The sequence below is a fragment of the Pantanalinema rosaneae CENA516 genome (assembly GCF_050753385.1).
Taxonomy (GTDB): Bacteria; Cyanobacteriota; Cyanobacteriia; order Leptolyngbyales; family Leptolyngbyaceae; genus Pantanalinema; species Pantanalinema rosaneae.
Window position 1 is genome coordinate 102,297 of the sequence record NZ_JBLZFZ010000011.1, and the last position, 16,673, is coordinate 118,969.

22 protein-coding genes are annotated in these 16,673 nt (G+C 44.5%); 11 read left to right on the plus strand and 11 right to left on the minus strand.

Features of this window, described 5'->3' with window-relative positions:
- Positions 1-155 precede the first annotated feature (155 nt).
- Together ACN4EK_RS08705 and ACN4EK_RS08710 are read right to left on the minus strand one after the other, a co-directional pair.
- Positions 156-680 (minus strand): ImmA/IrrE family metallo-endopeptidase, encoded by a 525-nt coding sequence (locus ACN4EK_RS08705; protein WP_075601495.1) that lies wholly within the window; start codon positions 678-680, stop codon positions 156-158.
- Between the two features lie 10 nt (positions 681-690).
- On the minus strand, positions 691-1,017 hold the full coding sequence (locus ACN4EK_RS08710) for a helix-turn-helix transcriptional regulator (protein WP_431657438.1): 327 nt from the start codon (positions 1,015-1,017) through the stop codon (positions 691-693).
- A gap of 202 nt (positions 1,018-1,219) precedes the next feature.
- Here ACN4EK_RS08710 and ACN4EK_RS08715 point away from each other — a divergent pair, with 202 nt between their 5' ends.
- Genes ACN4EK_RS08715 through qatC form a run of 7 tightly spaced genes read left to right on the plus strand, consistent with a single transcriptional unit; the run spans position 1,220 to position 8,094 of the window.
- Positions 1,220-1,678 carry a multiubiquitin domain-containing protein gene (locus ACN4EK_RS08715; protein WP_075601497.1) on the plus strand — a complete coding sequence of 153 codons (459 nt, stop codon included), beginning with the start codon at positions 1,220-1,222 and terminating at the stop codon, positions 1,676-1,678.
- A 3-nt stretch (positions 1,679-1,681) separates the two neighbouring features.
- Positions 1,682-2,062 (plus strand): E2/UBC family protein, encoded by a 381-nt coding sequence (locus ACN4EK_RS08720; protein WP_431657439.1) that lies wholly within the window; start codon positions 1,682-1,684, stop codon positions 2,060-2,062.
- Positions 2,059-3,474: a ThiF family adenylyltransferase gene (locus ACN4EK_RS08725; protein ID WP_431657440.1), complete on the plus strand. Its 1,416-nt coding sequence runs from the start codon at positions 2,059-2,061 to the stop codon at positions 3,472-3,474. The genes ACN4EK_RS08720 and ACN4EK_RS08725 overlap by 4 nt, the downstream gene beginning before the upstream one ends.
- Positions 3,475-3,478: 4 nt before the next feature.
- Complete coding sequence (locus ACN4EK_RS08730; protein ID WP_431657441.1) at positions 3,479-3,850, plus strand: DUF6527 family protein; 372 nt, start codon at positions 3,479-3,481, stop codon at positions 3,848-3,850.
- 59 nt (positions 3,851-3,909) lie between these two features.
- Entirely contained in the window at positions 3,910-5,901 is a 1,992-nt protein-coding gene (locus tag ACN4EK_RS08735) for a KAP family P-loop NTPase fold protein (RefSeq protein WP_431657442.1), read from the plus strand.
- Positions 5,902-5,917: 16 nt separating this feature from the next.
- Positions 5,918-6,778 (plus strand): Qat anti-phage system associated protein QatB, encoded by an 861-nt coding sequence (qatB, locus tag ACN4EK_RS08740; protein WP_431657443.1) that lies wholly within the window; start codon positions 5,918-5,920, stop codon positions 6,776-6,778.
- Positions 6,775-8,094, plus strand: a complete 1,320-nt coding sequence (gene qatC, locus ACN4EK_RS08745) for a Qat anti-phage system QueC-like protein QatC (protein ID WP_431657444.1) — start codon at positions 6,775-6,777, stop codon at positions 8,092-8,094. Before qatB ends, qatC begins: the two co-directional genes overlap by 4 nt.
- 2 nt (positions 8,095-8,096) lie before the next feature.
- Here the strand turns inward: qatC and qatD are convergent, their stop codons facing one another.
- The 3 genes from qatD to ACN4EK_RS08760 form a co-directional block, all read right to left on the minus strand.
- Entirely contained in the window at positions 8,097-8,858 is a 762-nt protein-coding gene (gene qatD / locus ACN4EK_RS08750; protein ID WP_431657445.1) for a Qat anti-phage system TatD family nuclease QatD, read from the minus strand.
- Positions 8,859-8,860: 2 nt separating this feature from the next.
- A complete protein-coding gene (locus ACN4EK_RS08755) occupies positions 8,861-9,931 on the minus strand; it encodes a PDDEXK nuclease domain-containing protein (protein WP_431657446.1) in 1,071 nt (356 codons plus the stop codon).
- 68 nt (positions 9,932-9,999) lie between these two features.
- Positions 10,000-10,320 carry a hypothetical protein gene (locus ACN4EK_RS08760; protein ID WP_431657447.1) on the minus strand — a complete coding sequence of 107 codons (321 nt, stop codon included), beginning with the start codon at positions 10,318-10,320 and terminating at the stop codon, positions 10,000-10,002.
- A gap of 244 nt (positions 10,321-10,564) precedes the next feature.
- Between ACN4EK_RS08760 and ACN4EK_RS08765 the strand changes: the two genes are divergently transcribed.
- Together ACN4EK_RS08765 and ACN4EK_RS08770 are read left to right on the plus strand one after the other, a co-directional pair.
- Positions 10,565-11,548 carry a tyrosine-type recombinase/integrase gene (locus ACN4EK_RS08765; protein WP_431657448.1) on the plus strand — a complete coding sequence of 328 codons (984 nt, stop codon included), beginning with the start codon at positions 10,565-10,567 and terminating at the stop codon, positions 11,546-11,548.
- Positions 11,549-11,662: 114 nt separating this feature from the next.
- The gene (locus tag ACN4EK_RS08770; RefSeq protein WP_431657449.1) at positions 11,663-12,985 is read left to right on the plus strand and encodes a hypothetical protein; all 1,323 of its coding nucleotides are present in this window, start codon (positions 11,663-11,665) and stop codon (positions 12,983-12,985) included.
- Positions 12,986-13,056: 71 nt separating this feature from the next.
- Here ACN4EK_RS08770 and ACN4EK_RS08775 read toward each other — a convergent pair whose 3' ends face one another.
- From ACN4EK_RS08775 to ACN4EK_RS08785, 3 genes are all read right to left on the minus strand, one after another.
- Positions 13,057-13,431, minus strand: coding sequence for a DUF6876 family protein (locus ACN4EK_RS08775; protein ID WP_431657450.1), 375 nt, complete (start codon positions 13,429-13,431; stop codon positions 13,057-13,059).
- A 241-nt stretch (positions 13,432-13,672) separates the two neighbouring features.
- Complete coding sequence (locus tag ACN4EK_RS08780; RefSeq protein ID WP_431657451.1) at positions 13,673-13,951, minus strand: hypothetical protein; 279 nt, start codon at positions 13,949-13,951, stop codon at positions 13,673-13,675.
- Positions 13,923-14,435, minus strand: a complete 513-nt coding sequence (locus ACN4EK_RS08785; RefSeq protein WP_431657452.1) for a hypothetical protein — start codon at positions 14,433-14,435, stop codon at positions 13,923-13,925. Before ACN4EK_RS08785 ends, ACN4EK_RS08780 begins: the two co-directional genes overlap by 29 nt.
- Positions 14,436-14,596: 161 nt before the next feature.
- Here ACN4EK_RS08785 and ACN4EK_RS08790 point away from each other — a divergent pair, with 161 nt between their 5' ends.
- Positions 14,597-15,124 carry a hypothetical protein gene (locus ACN4EK_RS08790; protein WP_431657453.1) on the plus strand — a complete coding sequence of 176 codons (528 nt, stop codon included), beginning with the start codon at positions 14,597-14,599 and terminating at the stop codon, positions 15,122-15,124.
- A gap of 60 nt (positions 15,125-15,184) precedes the next feature.
- Here ACN4EK_RS08790 and ACN4EK_RS08795 read toward each other — a convergent pair whose 3' ends face one another.
- The 3 genes from ACN4EK_RS08795 to ACN4EK_RS08805 all read right to left on the minus strand — a co-directional run bounded on the left by ACN4EK_RS08795 (position 15,185) and on the right by ACN4EK_RS08805 (position 16,275).
- Positions 15,185-15,388 carry a hypothetical protein gene (locus tag ACN4EK_RS08795; protein ID WP_431657454.1) on the minus strand — a complete coding sequence of 68 codons (204 nt, stop codon included), beginning with the start codon at positions 15,386-15,388 and terminating at the stop codon, positions 15,185-15,187.
- 85 nt (positions 15,389-15,473) lie between these two features.
- Positions 15,474-15,719 (minus strand): hypothetical protein, encoded by a 246-nt coding sequence (locus ACN4EK_RS08800; protein WP_430684560.1) that lies wholly within the window; start codon positions 15,717-15,719, stop codon positions 15,474-15,476.
- Positions 15,720-15,804: 85 nt separating this feature from the next.
- Entirely contained in the window at positions 15,805-16,275 is a 471-nt protein-coding gene (locus ACN4EK_RS08805; RefSeq protein ID WP_431657455.1) for a hypothetical protein, read from the minus strand.
- A gap of 219 nt (positions 16,276-16,494) precedes the next feature.
- On the opposite strand from ACN4EK_RS08805, the gene ACN4EK_RS08810 reads away from it, so the two are divergent.
- The gene (locus tag ACN4EK_RS08810) at positions 16,495-16,653 is read left to right on the plus strand and encodes a ribbon-helix-helix domain-containing protein (protein WP_431657456.1); all 159 of its coding nucleotides are present in this window, start codon (positions 16,495-16,497) and stop codon (positions 16,651-16,653) included.
- Positions 16,654-16,673 lie beyond the last annotated feature (20 nt).

Below are 16,673 nucleotides of genomic sequence, written 5' to 3' on the forward strand. Positions count from 1 at the left end.
AAGAAAAGGAATTTCTATCCATCATTCATTTCTAACCAAATTTTTCTGCATACAGCAGATATATTTCAGATTACTCACCCGATGAAAACACTCTTACTGGTAGATTCCTAATTCCTTAAACAGCAAAACTCATCAGTATAAAAATTAGAAATTCATCATACTAAACCAGTAATGAGTCCTAATCGAGTTAAGCGAATCGTGAGAGCTTGAACACTAACCTCAAGTTCAGCCGCCAATTTGACTAATGCTGATTCATCTGACTCATCAAATGCATCGAGAGGTTGCTCTATAATTCGCTCTTTTAGAACTGATTCAGGCATTAAAAGTTCCGCTGCAAAGGTGTTCGCTTCAATCTCTTGATATTTTTTGCCTTCTGATGCCTCCTTATCTCTAAAGAAAACTAGTGACTCATCAAAGAAAACGTTAGCTAGTTGTCTATGCAGTAGATAATGCCCAAATTCATGTGCGATAGTGAATCGTTGCCTGTTGGGATGATGCTTTGAATTCACACCAATCACAGCGTGATCATTTTTAATGACTAACATCCCGGACACGATATCTTCCAATTCTTCCTTACGAATTAAAACCCCCTCTGAACGAACAATAGATTCAATATCAACAGGAATACTGTCACCGTAGTTTTTAAGTATTTTTAAGGCTTCTTTTTTAGCTTTAGACATTAGTATCCAGCTATTCTTTTAATAACTGTTGAATGAGTTCAGCACTCTTGGGTGGAACTGTTTTTACACGCCCACCAATTTCGATCGACATCTCACTTTTCTGAACAACATCTGTTCTGGATGGCAGAATTTCTGCCACCTCTGCACCTAAGACGGTACAAAGTTCATACAAAACGTGAAGGGGAGCTTTTTGCCGCCCAGCTTCAATATTGGTAATCGAGGTACGCAGAACACCGACCGCTTCCGCTAGCTGCCCTTGGGTCAGCTTTGCCTTAGAGCGGCATTCTCGAATACGTTCACCAATTTGTTGGTAGAGAAGGTCTTCATTAACTCGCATGACTATAGAGTATGTGCTGACGTGAACCAATGTCAATGACATAAACATGTCAATATAGATGACATTCAAAATAGATTGCGTAGTTGACATTCACTTTAGGTCTTTGTTAAGGTACGGGAAGATTGGCTACGGACGTAAAACGCTTAATGCAGCGTTTATAAGGTCTTAGCTGTCTACATATAGTGTTTTTGGAGAAGGAAAAATGACCAAGATGCACGAGATATACCGTGTTCAGGTTGACGGGCAAGCGCATACTGTAAATGACCCAATGATTACTGGAGCACAGCTTTTAGACGTTGTTGTAAAGCGTCCCCCCGATGAGTTTCTTGTTTTTCAGGTTCTTCGTAGTGGTCAGATGGAAGAGATTCGTCCAGATGAAACTGTAGATCTGCGTGAGCCGGGGATTGAAAAATTTATCACCTTCAAAAGCGATCGCTCGTTCCGCTTTGTAATTGACGGTCGCCGTTTTGAGTGGGGCGCACCTCTCATCACAGGGCTGAAGCTTAAACAGCTCGCAGGGGTTGACCCTCAAACGTATGGAGTCTGGCTAGAAGTCAGAGGAGGGGAAGACCGTCCGGTAGAAAATACCGAGACAGTTGACCTTACAGCTCCAGGGGTCGAGCGATTCTTCACTGGTAAGAAAACCACGACGGAGGGGTAGACCATGCCTTTTTTGCCTTCCCGCGATCGGGAATATTTGGAAAGCAAGGGGTTTGTCTACCAAGAAATTGTGGATGGAAGCCAGAAGGGGCTTATTTTCCCTGCCTTTAGGCTTCCAGCCAACAAGTACGACGTGCTTCAAGCTGATGTGTTGATCCTGCTCCCAGCAGGTTACCCAGACACACCACCGGATATGTTCTACCTGCAACCTTGGGTTAAGCTCACGGCTCAGAGTCGGTATCCAAAAGCCGCTGACCAGCGCTTTGAGTTCAATGGAGCATCATGGCAGCGTTGGTCACGTCATAACAATGAGTGGCGAGCTGGAGTTGACGGTATCTGGACAATGCTAAAGCGCGTGGAGCATGCATTGGAGGTGGCTGCATGACCAACTCCGTAACTTTGACGTTGCAGGAACGCCACCTTCAAGAGCTAAAAGCCCAACTTTTTCGTGACGATGGCCGAGAGCGAGCTGCTTATCTACTCTGCGGTGAAGGCTTCATCGAGTCTGATCCGTGGACTAACCTGCCTCGCCAAAAGTACCTGTCCTATGATGTGTTGCCTATTCCAGACGAGGAGATTGTTTCCCACTCGTCACAGCACATCACCTGGAAAACAGATTCCTTTGTTCGTGCCTTAAAGCTTGCTCAGACCAAAGGGATGACTGTTGCGATCGTCCACAGTCATCCTGGTGGATTAGAAGCCTTTTCTGATCAGGATGATCGCAATGAACCCGATCTGGTGCAGTTAGCTCACAACCGAAACGGAGAAAAGACGAGGCTTTTGAGCCTCGTTTTGACGTTAGAGGGGAATGTGCTTGGGCGCTGCTGGATGAATCCCAAAGAGTATGAGCCGTTGAATTTCATCTCTTCTATTGGCGATCGAATTCAGCTCCATTATCCAGGGCGCGGGGATGGGGTATCATCACCTGTCTTCCACCGACAATCACTTGCTTTCGGCAAAGCCCTGACCCAAGACTTGTCCGTGTTGCGGGTAGGTGTTGTTGGGTGTGGTGGCACGGGCAGCGCGGTAGCCATGCTGCTACCAAAACTAGGAGTTCAGCAAATTGTCCTGTTTGACAAAGATGTAGTTGAGGAAACAAACCTGAATCGGCTGCATGGTGCAACGTGGGCTGATGCTCAGGAGCAGTGCCCAAAAGTTGAAGTTGTTGCGCGATCGCTAGCAGCTTTGGGCATTGGTGTTGAGGTAAGAACCTACCAGACCTGGATAGGTGATCCAGTGTGCCGAGATGCCCTGAAATCTTGTGATGTTGTGTTTAGCTGCACGGATGATCATGCTGGTCGCTTATTCTTAAACCGTTTTGCCTACTACTACCTCACCCCCGTCTTTGATATGGGATTAGCGATCGAGGTTTCTAACTCAGAACCTCCAGAGATACAGGCTTTAGATGGCAGAGTTACAACGCTTGTTCCCGGTTACACCTGCTTACTCTGCCGTGAAGTGATCGATCCAATCATCGCCCGTGATGAGGCACTCAAACGGGAACAGCCCGAAGAATACGAAAGGCGGAAGGCGGAAGCGTATGTCTTTGGTGAAGGCAACCCAAGTCCAGCCGTGGTTCTTTTCACAACTGATGTAGCAATCATGGCACTGGAGGAATTAGTTCACCGCATTCAAGGATTTCGCGGTGATGATGGAACCGTAGCTCAAAGAGTCAGGAAATATCACCTTCTGACTGATCGAAAACAAGGAGCGCGATCAAAGGAACATTGCCCTGTATGCAACAACAGTGAGTGTTGGGGAAGGGGAGATATCGAGCCATTTCTTGATTTGGTATAGCATTATGCGTGCGCATTCAATAATCCGATATTTTCTTGTTTCACTTCGGTTAATTCCAAAGCCTGATTTTGTAAGTCGGGTAGTACCTTCTCATCCCAGCCCTGAAGAAATAGCCCTTGGTGAGATCGTAATTGTGGGAGACAGAAAATATCGGAAATGGGCTTGTTTCCGTTGCCCAGATAACTGTGGGGAGATTGTTCTCTTATGCCTTAACACATCCCGACATCCATCTTGGCGTGTTACTGTCGATTGGCTCAGTCGTCCAACCCTGCATCCATCAGTACAACAGCTTACTGGTTGCAAATGTCATTTTTGGGTACGAGAAGGACGGATTGATTGGTGCGAAGATTCGGGGCAAACCTCATTAAATGCCTAACAGAATACAAAAAAGCATTGTAAAGGCTCCTTTATTCAATTAATTAGAGCGAGGATATTATGTGGTCTGATAATGAATCTGATGTTGATCTTCTAGGTTTTGACTATCTTGTCACTGCCATCACCTCAATCATTGGTAATGAGTCTCTGTTGCCAGCCACGATTGGCGTATATGGAGACTGGGGTAGCGGCAAATCAAGCCTTTTAAGGCGCACTCAGGCTGAACTAGAAAAGGATAAGGATGTGTTAGTTCTTTCTTTTACAGGTTGGCTTTTTGAAGGATATGAAGATGCAAAAACCGCCCTCATGGGAACTATTCTAGATGAGATTATAGCCAAGCGAACACTTGGTTCAAAGGCGAAACATCTCGTGTTTGACTTACTCAATCGCATCAATGTGATGCAATTATTGGGGTCAGTTACTAAACTTGGTGTAAAAGGAACATTAGCCTATGCAACTGGTGGATTACCAGGGCTAGGTCTGAGTAGTGCAATAGATATGACGGAGGTTGCAGGGAAGCTTGTAGAAAAGGTTAAGGATATTGATGTAGATGAGGTCGAAGTTGATAAATTTATTAAGGAAGACCCTAGCCAGAATTTACGACGAGGGATTCGTGAATTTCGCAAAGACTTCGAGAAGCTATTAAATGAAACAGGAATTAAGACATTAGTCGTTATTATTGACGACCTAGATCGTTGTAATCCAGATACGATAATTGAAACGCTAGAGGCGATAAAGCTATTTCTCTTTGTGCCACATACTGCATTTATCCTTGGAGCGGATGAACGCCTTGTAAAGTATGCTGTTCGACGACGTTTCCCCGAATTGCCAGGTGAACGCGCTGAAGTTGGACGAGACTACTTAGAGAAGTTGATTCAGTTTGATATTCGTATTCCATCCCTTGGAAGATCAGAACTTGAAACTTATATCAACTTACTCTTCTTTGAGAAAACAAATAATCGGCATTCGCAACCTTTCAAAAAAGCCCAGGAGTATATCAGTAATGGGAACAATCATTCACTCGTGGATGTTCGATTTAACTACGGAATTGCCCAAACAATTCTTGAAGGTAGAATTCCTGACGAGCTTGCAGAGGACTTAATTATAGCCCAACGCATTGCACCAATATTAGTGGTTGGATTAAACGGTAATCCTCGGCAGTGTAAGCGTTTTCTGAACAAACTGATGATGCGTGTAGAGATGGCTAAAGCTAAGAAGGTTGATCTGAAGCAGCGTGTGCTTGCTAAGTTGATGCTTTTGGAATACTTTAGCCCACAGTTTTTCAAACAACTTGCTGATCTTCAAGCAAATCAGCAGGGAAATCCGAACGAAATATCTCTAGCCGAAAAGCATGTAAATCCTTCAAAGACTATTGAAGCTGATGATGAAGTGGTATCTGATGATGGTCATGTTTCAGATGCTTCCGAGTCAAAGACAAAGAAACCCTCTTCAGGAAAAATAAAAGTGCCAGGTAATGGAGTCACAGCAGAATTAGATCAATCTATTTCAGCATGGGTCTCTGATAATTGGATGAAAGATTGGCTGAAGAGTGAACCCTTCTTGGCTGATGAAGACCTTCAACCTTACTTCTTCTTTTCTCGTGACACTCTTCAGGGCGTACTGAATACGGCCTTACAACGAATGACACCTCAGGCACAGGAAATGCTCAACGGGTTATTTCAAGGAAGTGTAGCGGTGCGAAATAATACTTTGAAGAAAGCAGGTGAATTAAGCCTTGGAGATGCTGCTGCTGTATTTCAAGCTCTTACTGAGAGAGTAAGAGAAGAGGAAGATTGGGGGGAAGAAACATCTGCTCTAAATCGTCTTCATGATTGGGTAACAAATCGTCCTGAACTTATAAATCAATATCTTGCGTTTATTAGAGGACTTCCAGAAAGTAATTTGCCAATAGCTGTTGTTCCTCGGTTAGTGGGAATGGCTAAGAAACATGGGGTAACAGAACTTGTAAGAGAACTATTTCAGAAATGGATAAATAGTGATGGCTCTTCTCAAGTGAAAACAGCAGCAACAAATAGGATCAACAGCCTTTAGAGGACAGGAGTAAGGCGTGGGAACATCAAAGTCTTACGATGGGCCAAAAGATAGAACACCTTTGCTACCACCCTGGGCATTTCCAGAGGCGGATGATGGGGAGCAACCTTTACCCGCATTACCTGATGACTCTAAGCCTAACCAACCAGCAGGTGAACAACCTTCACCAGAACCATCTCAGCTATCGCCGGGTAGTAGCTGGAGAACAGCAAAGGTCAGTTTAGGGAAGGCGATATCAGGAGGGAGTGGAGTTAGGGGATCCTTTGCAGCACCTGGGCGTAAATATGTTGGTGCTTTAGGTGGTGCAAGAAATGCTGCTCGGACTTCTCGTGCAGGCAAGGCTTCTACTGCTCGATTGGGCCAATTCTTATCGAGCGTCAGCTCGCGTGGACTTAATGAAACGCTAGAACGCTTGGGATTGTCGTCTGTTATCGGCAAGGATGCTGAAACAGTTTTTGCGGCCATTTCAAACGCCCTTGCTCCGACAGGATCTTCACGAGAAGAAGCAATTGCGCGTAGTGCAGTGAACGAGGCATTAGAGCTTTTATATGAACAATTGCTTCTTGCGGATGGTGATCTTACTAAGCTTGATCAAATGGGAACTCAAGAAGTTACCCAAGCCATTCAGGCAGCAGTTAGTAGCTATATTTTTTGCCGTTGGTTAGCGGAGTTAGAAATTGTTCTTGAGAAGAAAGCAATGTCTGCGAAGGAAGCAGTTCGTCATGAGCGAGATATGCGAGCTTATATTCGAGAGAGTGTGCAATTGGATATGCAAGGTATTGATGTATTAAATATGGATTGGAATGGTGCAGATGGAAAACAATTTATCGACAAAATTTTTACTGATGCTTATAGCATTTTGGAGGAAGGGCAATGAGCTGGCACCTTATTGTAAAAATCGGAACTGCCGATACCTATAGTCCAGTAATTTCTTCAAATGAACCAAGACTAAGTGTCTCAATTAATGTCCCTGGTGATCCTTTTGCAATCAAAAATAACCTATTCAAAGAAACTTCAGGAAGAACACTATTAAATCCCTCTTCTCTAGCAATCGATCTGCTCAATTTAGCCCTTGGTGTTTACACTGCTGACTTAAAGATTGCCCGTAATCTAAGTAAGGATCGATGGACTCGTGATCTGGTGATTCACCTACCAGTTGTCAACTTAGAGATCTGGCTGACTAACCGTGAACTAGTCCAGAATATGCTGAGTTTTTTGACTGGTGATCGCTGGAAGATTCAATTTAGGCAACACGAGTGTGATGAGAAGTGGTATATAGCTGATTCAGACGCTCCTAAGCTTGATACTGTTTGCCTCTTCTCTGGTGGACTTGATTCACTAGTTGGAGCGATTGACATTTTAGAAGAAGGGAAGAATGTTGCTCTTATCAGTCATCATGGAGCTGGTATGACGCAATCATTTCAGCAAAAAGTTTTGCGTGGATTAGAGGCAGAATACGGCAATTTCATCACATCTTATAGTTTCTATGTTCAGCCACCAAAGAGACGAACTGGCCCAGGTGAACCATCAATGCGTTCACGCTCAATTCTCTTTCTTGCAATGGGTACGTTTGTTGCGAGCCTCTTTTCTGAAGCTGTACCTCTTGTGGTAGCTGAGAATGGTTTGATTTCTCTTAATGTGTGCCTTACCAGTGCGCGTTTAGGTAGTTTAAGTACTCGGACAACTCATCCTCATTTCATTTCTCTTTATCAAGAATTGCTTGACTCCATTGGACTAAAGAATCCCGTTGAACTGCCATATCAGTTTCAAACTAAAGGGGAAATGTTTAAGCAAGTTGCAAACTATGATCTGCTGAGTAAATTAGTAGATATAACTATGTCTTGCTCACATCCTGAAAGTGGACGTTATCTTGGAAAAGCTCCAGGAAACCACTGCGGGTATTGTGTTCCTTGTATCATTCGTCGTGCCTCTTTAGCGGCTGTTGGGCTAGATAAGGGAATTTATAATATTGATATTCTCAAGAATGAACCTTCCTATGAAAATGACCGAGGGAGAGACTACCGAGCTTTTCAGATGGCTGTTGAACGTTACAGAACATCCGGCTCAAAAGTATCACCCTTTGATGTGTTAAAATCGGGACCTCTTCCACCAGAATCTATTAAGGAATACATGGAAATGTATTCGCGAGGCATGGATGAGGTACTTCAATTCCTCGAAAACACTCTCATCTAGTTTTATACATTGGGCATTCTACTAAGCAGAGCCTTCAGATTATTTCTGATAATCAAAGCGGCTGAATCTACATCAGTTGTCCATAAAGGTGCAAGTTTCTCTACAACTTTTTTAATGTCTTTCGGGTACATTAAAGACTTTCCTACCTTAATAAAAGGTCCGTCTGATTCTGTCAGAATTCTGTCTTGAGGTAGTCGCTCGATCAACTTGATTTTCTGGGGAGAGGTAAGCATCTTGATATTGACTGAAAAGTAACAACCAGCCTCAACAGCTACTAATGCTTCTTTGATGGTGCCTGTAAACCAATGAAGAACGGTACCTCCTTTACTAGAAGGAAAATGGTTGCCAATCAGATCAATAACCTCACGGGATGCGCGACGGCTGTGAACAGTTAAAATTTTCCCCCCTGATTGAGCACAGAGATTGAGGATTGTACGAAATACTTGCCGTTGAGTTTCTAAGGTATTTGCATACTCTGGGGCACCATCAAGTCCAACTTCACCAACATATCTTGTATCCGGCAAATATTTCTCAAAAAGATTTAATTCATTAGCATATGCATGTGCTAGCTGGGGATGTAATCCTAGAGCAACTCTTACATGCTGACAATCTTTAGCAAATAGTTGGTTTTGTGCCCATACTCTTGGAGCATTGGTTACTGTAAGAGTTTTGATACCAAGATTTTCACACTCTCTTAGTATTTCCAAATGATTTGGAAACAGGTCGAGATGGCAATGAAAATCAACTAGTTTAGTAGTTTCCAAAATTACTCTTCCTCTTCACTCTCTGTGTTGCCTTCAACATTCTCCACCGCAGAAGCGAGTTCCATTTCTAGCTGCTCAACTGTAGGGAGATTGTTTTGTAACTGAGGAGGGAGTTGCGATTGAAGCTGATAGGTTGAAACGCCGATCGGCTGCTGGCTTCCCTGAAGTGCAAATTCCACAGTTGTCTTATCTTTTGACTTGCACAGAATAATACCGATGGTGGGATCATCGCGATCGCGTCGAAGTAGGTTATCTACAGCCGCTACGTAGAAGCTCATCTGTCCTGAGTGCTGTGGCTCAAACTCACCCATCTTAAGGTCAATGACGATGTAGCAATGCAGATGAACATGGTAGAACAAGAGGTCGAGACGATATTCCTTACCACTGACTACTAGTGGGTATTGACTACCTAGGAATGCGAAGCCCAACCCCAACTCCATTAAGAAGTCACGGATATGATGAATTAGAGCACTTTCTAGTTCCCGTTCCTGTGCATTTTCAGTCAACATCAGGAAATCGAAGTTATACGGATCCTTAATGAGCTGCTGAGCTAGGTCAGACTGTGGAACAGGGAGCGATCGCGCAAAGTTGGTAATCGCGCCTCCTTGACGATCAAAAAGATTGGTTTCAATCTGCATCACCAAGATGTCCCGACTCCAGCCATTTTCAATGGCTTTTTGGGCATACCAGAAGCGAGCTTCTCGTTCTTTCAGCTTTGTGAAGAGGACAATATTGTGTCGCCAAGGTAATTGGTCAACGCTGCGTTGACTAATCTCTTCCTCACTGTATGCCTCAGCAAAGCTTCGCATGTATTTCAGGTTGGTTTGAGAAAACCCAGCCATATCAGAGAATTCCCGCTTGAGGTCTTTAGCCAGACGCTCAATCACCTTGCCGCCCCAACCTTGTTCTTGCTGCCGGATCAGAATCTCGTGACCAATTTGCCAATAGAGTCGAATTAGTTCCTGGTTAATGGCTAGAGATGCCTTAACTTGAGCTGATCGGATACGTTGCTTTAGCCCATTCAGAAAATCGGCGTAATTGCTGTCAGAAAATAGGGATGTCTGGTTTGGCATGATGATGACTATAGCAGCATGGCGATCAGGAGACTATCAGGTAGTGCCCTTGAAATGGAGTGCGGGAATTAAGGCCACCACGGATCTCGAAGCCATGCCTGAAAAGCGTTTCGATGGGTATCATCCCACACCGAGAAGGCTTCAATAAAATCAAATGGTCCACATTTCCAAGGACAGTTCTTCATTGTGGTGTGTCCCCATACGGAAAGCACAAATTGAGCAGTACAGCGTTCCCCGTGGGAGATGGCAGTAGTTGCCCATGCATCAAGTTTGTGCTGATTCCAAGGAGATGCTCCTGGAGCATTTTGCAGAGACGGAAAACTCAATGCCAACTTGCTCATTTTTGTGAGCTTGATTTTTTCGGGGATGATATCGGGTGTCGTAATCATGCATTTTTCCTGGCACTGCTAAGCAAAATTCAAGAGACACAGCGACAACTATATCAATGGTCGTGGTGAGTGCAAGATAACGACGATAATCAGTCAGATCCTTAGTGAGGGAAGCACCCCAACCAATTAATAAAAGCCTAAATAAATCCCCTATCCTCTGAGTTTTTATCTTACATAACTCCTCTTTATGTCATATAGTGCAGAAGCAAAAAACTAAGCCGATTTCGGCGTTTCTTTGTATGTCATGAGCCTTATTGGAATATCACAAAAAGGTTTAACCACACCTTCACCTACTCAAGGCTCAGGTCTTTCATTACCAGTTCTAATTACAAATGCTGGGCAAGAAACTGCTCGTCGTTTTGTAGAGTTTTTCATTGTTAGTATCCGCAATCAAAATACCAGAGAAGCTTATGCTCGTGCTATCAAGCAGTTCCTTGATTGGTGTAACGAATACGGCTTAGAGTTCTCTGACATCAACTCACTGGTGATCGCCGCTTACATTGAGCGTCACCCTGGTTCAGCCCCAACGATTAACCAGCATCTCGCAGCGATTCGCATCATGTTCAGATGGATGGTGACAGGTGGGATTCTCAAGGAAAGTCCAGCGACAGAGGTGAAGGGACCGAAGTATCGAATCAAGCAAGGAAAAACCCCAGTGCTCACTGACGATGAAATGCGGGAGCTACTCGACTCCATCGATGTATCCCACATCGTTGGGCTACGCGATCGGGCGCTGATCGCTACCATGTTTTTTAGCTTTGCCCGGATCGGTGCCGTGTTGGGGATGCAGGTAGAAGATTACTTTCAAAAGGGCAAACGATATTGGCTTCGACTTCATGAGAAAGGCGGTAAGTACCATGAGGTGCCAACCCACCACAAAGCTGAAGAGTATCTCGATCAGTACCTAGACGAAGCTGATCTCTGGAATGAGAAAGGTACTCCCCTCTTCCGCACAACGATTGGGAAAACACGAAAGCTTACTGAGCGGGGACTTCAGCGACAGGAAGCCTGGGCAATGATTAAACGACGAGCACTGGCAGCGGGAGTCAACACTGATGCCTGCAATCACACTTTCCGAGCTTCAGGAATCACGAATTACCTGAGGAATGGCGGCAGCAGGGACAACGCTCAGAAAATTGCAGCGCATGAAAATAGCAAAACTACGGCGCTGTATGACCGAAGGGAGGATACGATTAGCTTGGATGAAATAGAGAGGATACGACTATAGAAATTTTGGTTAGAGGTGATAATATCTATGCTTTTTAGAGCTTATAAAAATCAAGCATTAATCATCACTTTTCTGATTTGAATAGCAGGAATAAGACTTTTTGAAATCAAAAATATGAAGTATGAGCCGCTAATCTATGCGAGAAAATTTTCTGAGAAGTTGAGATGTTTTTGGGATAGTACCAGTACCAGACCTAAAGTTCTTCTGATTTGTTGCCTGACAATCCTTGTATTCTTTTTGAGAAGATCAGATCAATTCCTAGATCCCCAAGTTTGGGTGGAAGATGGAATTTATTACCTGCCATCGTTTTTAGAATATGGCTTTAGATCTCTTCTGGAACCAGTTCCCCCAGTAGGTGGATATCTTACCGTTATCCCAAAATTAATTTCTGGCATATCGCTTTGGTTGGTAGGACTGCACTATTATCCGATTATAAGCACGGTATTCTCAACACTATTTTCTGGATTGGTGATGTCACTTATAGCCCTTTCACCAATATCTTTGAAGGGGCGGTTTCTTCTGGTCATTTTTGCTCTGTTTATTCCAACTGATGTGGAGTGCTTTGTATTGCCATCATATACTTTTTGGTTTGCTGGTCTTGCACTCTTTCTACTACCATTCTGGAATGCTGACGATTCCAAATCTCAAAAAATCTTAAGGACGATTACTCTTTGGTTTTGTGGACTCTCATCACCTGCGATTGTCCCTGTGTCCACTGTATTGCTTGTAAAAGCTTTGATTAGCAAGAGGCTGTTTGAAGCATTTTTTACTCTACAAGCTCTTTTGATAGCAGGTATTCAAATCTATATTTATTCTAGGAATCTACAATCTAGCGATCAATCTGCTAGCTTAATGAATTTGAATAAAATTTCAATTGACCACTTGGACAAAATCATCTCGAAGTTATTTGGCTATTACTCGTTTTACTCTTTTGGTAATGATGAGGCTAATCTGTATGTTGGCTTAGTCATGGTTACTATTATTGCTTCGGCAATCTTACTCATAGCTAAAAAGAAAAAAACAGCTTTTGAAAATCCTCTAATATCTCTTAGCTTTCTCTTGTTTTTGAACATTGGACTTGTTGCCTTTCGGGTATCTGTTTCTAGTATTCATCCCTATCTTGCAGGCCCTCGGTACTTTTTTTATCCATTTATTTTGCTCAGTTGGATTCTTGTCCAAATATCGCACCAGAAAAGTAATGCTTTGCGTATTCCTGCTATTATCTGCTTAGCACTTGCAGTACTAAATGCATTGCCAAAGTTCCAAAGACATCATGAATCCCTCCAATGGAACCAGGCTGTCAATAGACTTGTTCAGAGAGGAGAAGCAACTCTTCCTATTCATTTTGACGGAGTAGCTGCTAGAAAATGGACAGTTACTCTCCGTGCTTGTGGAGATTCTTTTTGCCTAGTTCGCACATCTGTATGGGTGCCATAAATCAGCAAATCATGCAGGGCAAAGGAACCTATACTCCCCTATCCTGCATGGCTGTAATCAAACAATCATCCTTAGTATTCAGATGGTAGTAGCACTACTCCATTCTGGAAATATAACCTCACCTGGTTAAGCGGAAAATCGGTGAAGGGAATCTCTTGCGAAACTGCAACATCCCCTTCATCTCGTTCGCAAACCAGGAGTGCTGACCGATCGTCATTGACGGCAAGCTTCCAGAATTGAATCTGCTGAAGCATGGGATCTCGATGTACCCGTGGATCGATCTGCCATGAGGCGATCGCGTCGATGAGCCAATAAGCTCCCGCACGTTCTGCCAGGTAGCGAACCCCATCTGTATACTGAACCCTTAGCGAGTGCTGATAATAGGTGCTCGTTCCCGTGAACTGAGCGAGATCAGCTTCTGTAAGTGGCTGTGGTGATTGAGTCATAAGGCACTGCCCTCAAAACAACAGAGAGTTCCTGCAATCACAGGCCATGCCGATACAACCCTATGGCTAAACCACAAAGCTTTGCCCAGCATGGTCTTCTGACCCGAATTAGCTGCCTTCTACCCAGACCACACAGCAGAGGTGAGCGTAACTGTTCTGGTTTCCAGGTTCAAGGAAAAAATAACTGGTGATGATAGGGGAATGACTGAAGCGATCGCCATTCCCCACATTATGAAGTTTTTTAACAACCTTCTGGTGACTGTTCGAGTGCTTGGACAGCACTAATAAGCCGAACCACGAACTGCCAGCGATGCTGTGGCGAAATCCTTATTAAGTACTGGTCTACCAACGTCCTGATCTGCAAGCGCATGAGAAATTGCTGCTGGGCAGCGCGATCTAGTCCCTCCTTTTCCATCTCCTGAATGACCAAATCAGCCAATTGTTCAGCACGAGCTTCGATATCACCCTCTTCCTCAGTCGGAAAGAATGGGTCAGACAGAGAGAGCTGAAAGGGTTCCATGCCCAGTACCTCCATTGCCGTTAAGTGATGCGACTTCCTGTAGCGGCTTTCGATGCTGTCTCTTAGGCTTTGTCTTCTTCTGTTGGTTCCACTGTTCCCACTTAGAAATCACCTGGCCAGCCTCGATCGCTACTGTCCCGTAAACATTTTGAAGATCTGAAAGCCGGATGACCCGATTCCCACGCAGGGAGAACGTCTTGACATTACCTGGAACTGCAATCGAAATATCGTCCCTCCTCACAACAAGTTGTCCATGAAGCTCGTAAATTTGGATATCCAGAATGAGCGGTGAGCCTGTTGCCACCTCTTCTTGTAAACCTGATAAATGTACTGGCTGAATTGTTGTAACCTCCTTTTTAGACTCTTTTGCGAACTGCTCTTGCTCCTCCATTTCGTTACAGATCACATCTGCTAGGCAAATCGCAATCAGGGCTGCGATCGCGTACATTACAAAATCAAACCCACCAAAGTAAACGTGAAACATGAACCTGACCTCCTGGGTCAACCTATGACTTCAGGAGTGGGTTATCAAAGGAGAATCAAAACTTCAATTAAAAAGAGCACTCTGCCTTCAGGAAAATATTTGACCATGTAGCCCAGAATTCCTAGCATCCAGCGGAAACGAGCGGTTTATTGGAGGGAGTTATGGAGGGTGGAGAAGCTATAACTATCTTGGGCTTAAGCATTACTGATCTGACAGCACTCTTGATGATGGGACTAACGTTTGTCACGACGATAGCCAACATCCTGCTTTGGATTTCTACTCGGCAAACAGTGCGGCTTTTGCTAGGACAGGTTCAGCACCAAGTGGCAAATGGATACAGCGAAGCCCAGCGGAACATTGTGGATGCCCACCGTGATCTCTTTTTTCAGATTCTTAACAATCCACCGCTGCTAGAGAGATTTGCGAAGGCTAATGGACTTGATGCAACGGAATGGGAGCTTCGGAGGGTAAGCTCATTTCTCATTAATCAGGTGATGATCGGGTTTCTGAACTTTCGGAACGGCATTATTAGCACCAGTCACTTTGAAGGGTTTGTGAAAGATGCTCAGGAGGTCTTTGCTTATGAGACCGTGCGATCGCACTGGAAAGATGTGCGGATGACTCATTCGGAGGAGTTCCGACGGTTTGTAGATACTGAGTTGTTTTGGTGTGGTGAAGGTGCCGTATAAAATAGCTCCTGACCTCTCTTAAGAGACCAGGAGCCAGGAATCATCATTTTAGATGAGGGATTAGTGTGACTTTAGAAATGCGATCAGCTCAGGGGATATCTCAACGACAGCTTCATGCTGGGGAACAGCAAAACCCGCATGTTCTGTTGGGTTAAGTTTGCTGCCTTGCACAAATACACGACCTGCCTCATCAATATAGAGTGCTGGACACATACCACTGTTACACGGACGCACGAGAACCTTCAGATTATGTTGGGCCGTCATACGAAACTCCTTATTGAGAGAAAATTTAGTGATCAGGCAAATGCACCCAAACCTAATTGCCGGAAACGCGAAATAGATTGTTCACTCACCAGTTCCAGGGGAAAATTCCTTTTACCTGTTCTGAGGCATCCTCTACGGTATCGATGATCTGCTGATGCCGTTCACGTTTATTGCCATCGATAGCGGTTGCTTTCAGGCGATGGGTCGCGGCAGTTTCACCGACGATATAGGCAGATTGAGCATCCTGTGGCAGCGTTGTGCGATCGCCCCGTCTCCCCTCGGTTTCCTCGTAGAGTTCATCGGTACCACATCCGAATAGTCTGCGAGTCATCCTTTCAGTAGCATGGGCTTGAGTACGACTGTCCCCACCCTTATCTTGAATCGTTCTTGTGAAATCCTTCCGAACCGTTGCCCCGTCAACGCGAGATCGGACTGGCTTCGATTCTTCTAATAGACTCAACTGGGAGCTTTCCGAATTCTCTTCCGGTTGATTCCTCAACCAATTGATAAAACCCATCGGCTTGTCCTCTCTCTTCAGATGTGAAGTCGCGGGAAAACAGTTGCTCTAAGCCAAGCTTGATCAGATCAAGCCCATCCGGGAGAGTGAGAAACTCTTCCAGAATTTGATGGCGGTATTCATAATCCCAGCGGTCAGGCGTGAAATTGAAGGTGTAGAGGATGAGCGTGTGAGCATCGAGGAGTCCAATCTGGGCGTTGAGTGCCTTGAAATGGCAAAGTGCCTTTTCCCATGTGACTTTCCGACGCATATCGCCAAAACGCTCTCTAATCTCAGGCTTAAACGTTTCCGGTTGGCAAACGACCTGCTTAAACCAGCAGTAATCTTGCCATTCCTCGAAAACCTTTTGCTTGAGTTCCTTCAGTTTCATGCGCTGCTTAAGAACTGGGGTAGACGAATACCGAGCCGTGCTCAGGAGCACGCCGAGGGTTTGTGCCTCTATTGTATGTCCTTTGCTTTAGCTCCCCAACATCATAACATAGGTACAGCACTCTACAGCTAAACACAGTTTTAAGCAGCGAAACGCATTACCCTGCTGGGGATAGCAGTGGCATAAGATGTGCTGGCAGTAGGAGACAGCACATCAAGCATGACGACACAACTAGAACCCGTGACGGTATATATAGAGCCTGAAGTGAAAGAAGGTTTAGCTGCTTGGGCAAAGAAGGAGCGGCGATCGCTCTCTAGCCTGACTGCCTATTTACTCACGAAGGCATATCAGGACTATCAACAGCAGCAAGACAAATAAGCATTTATACTTACAACCTT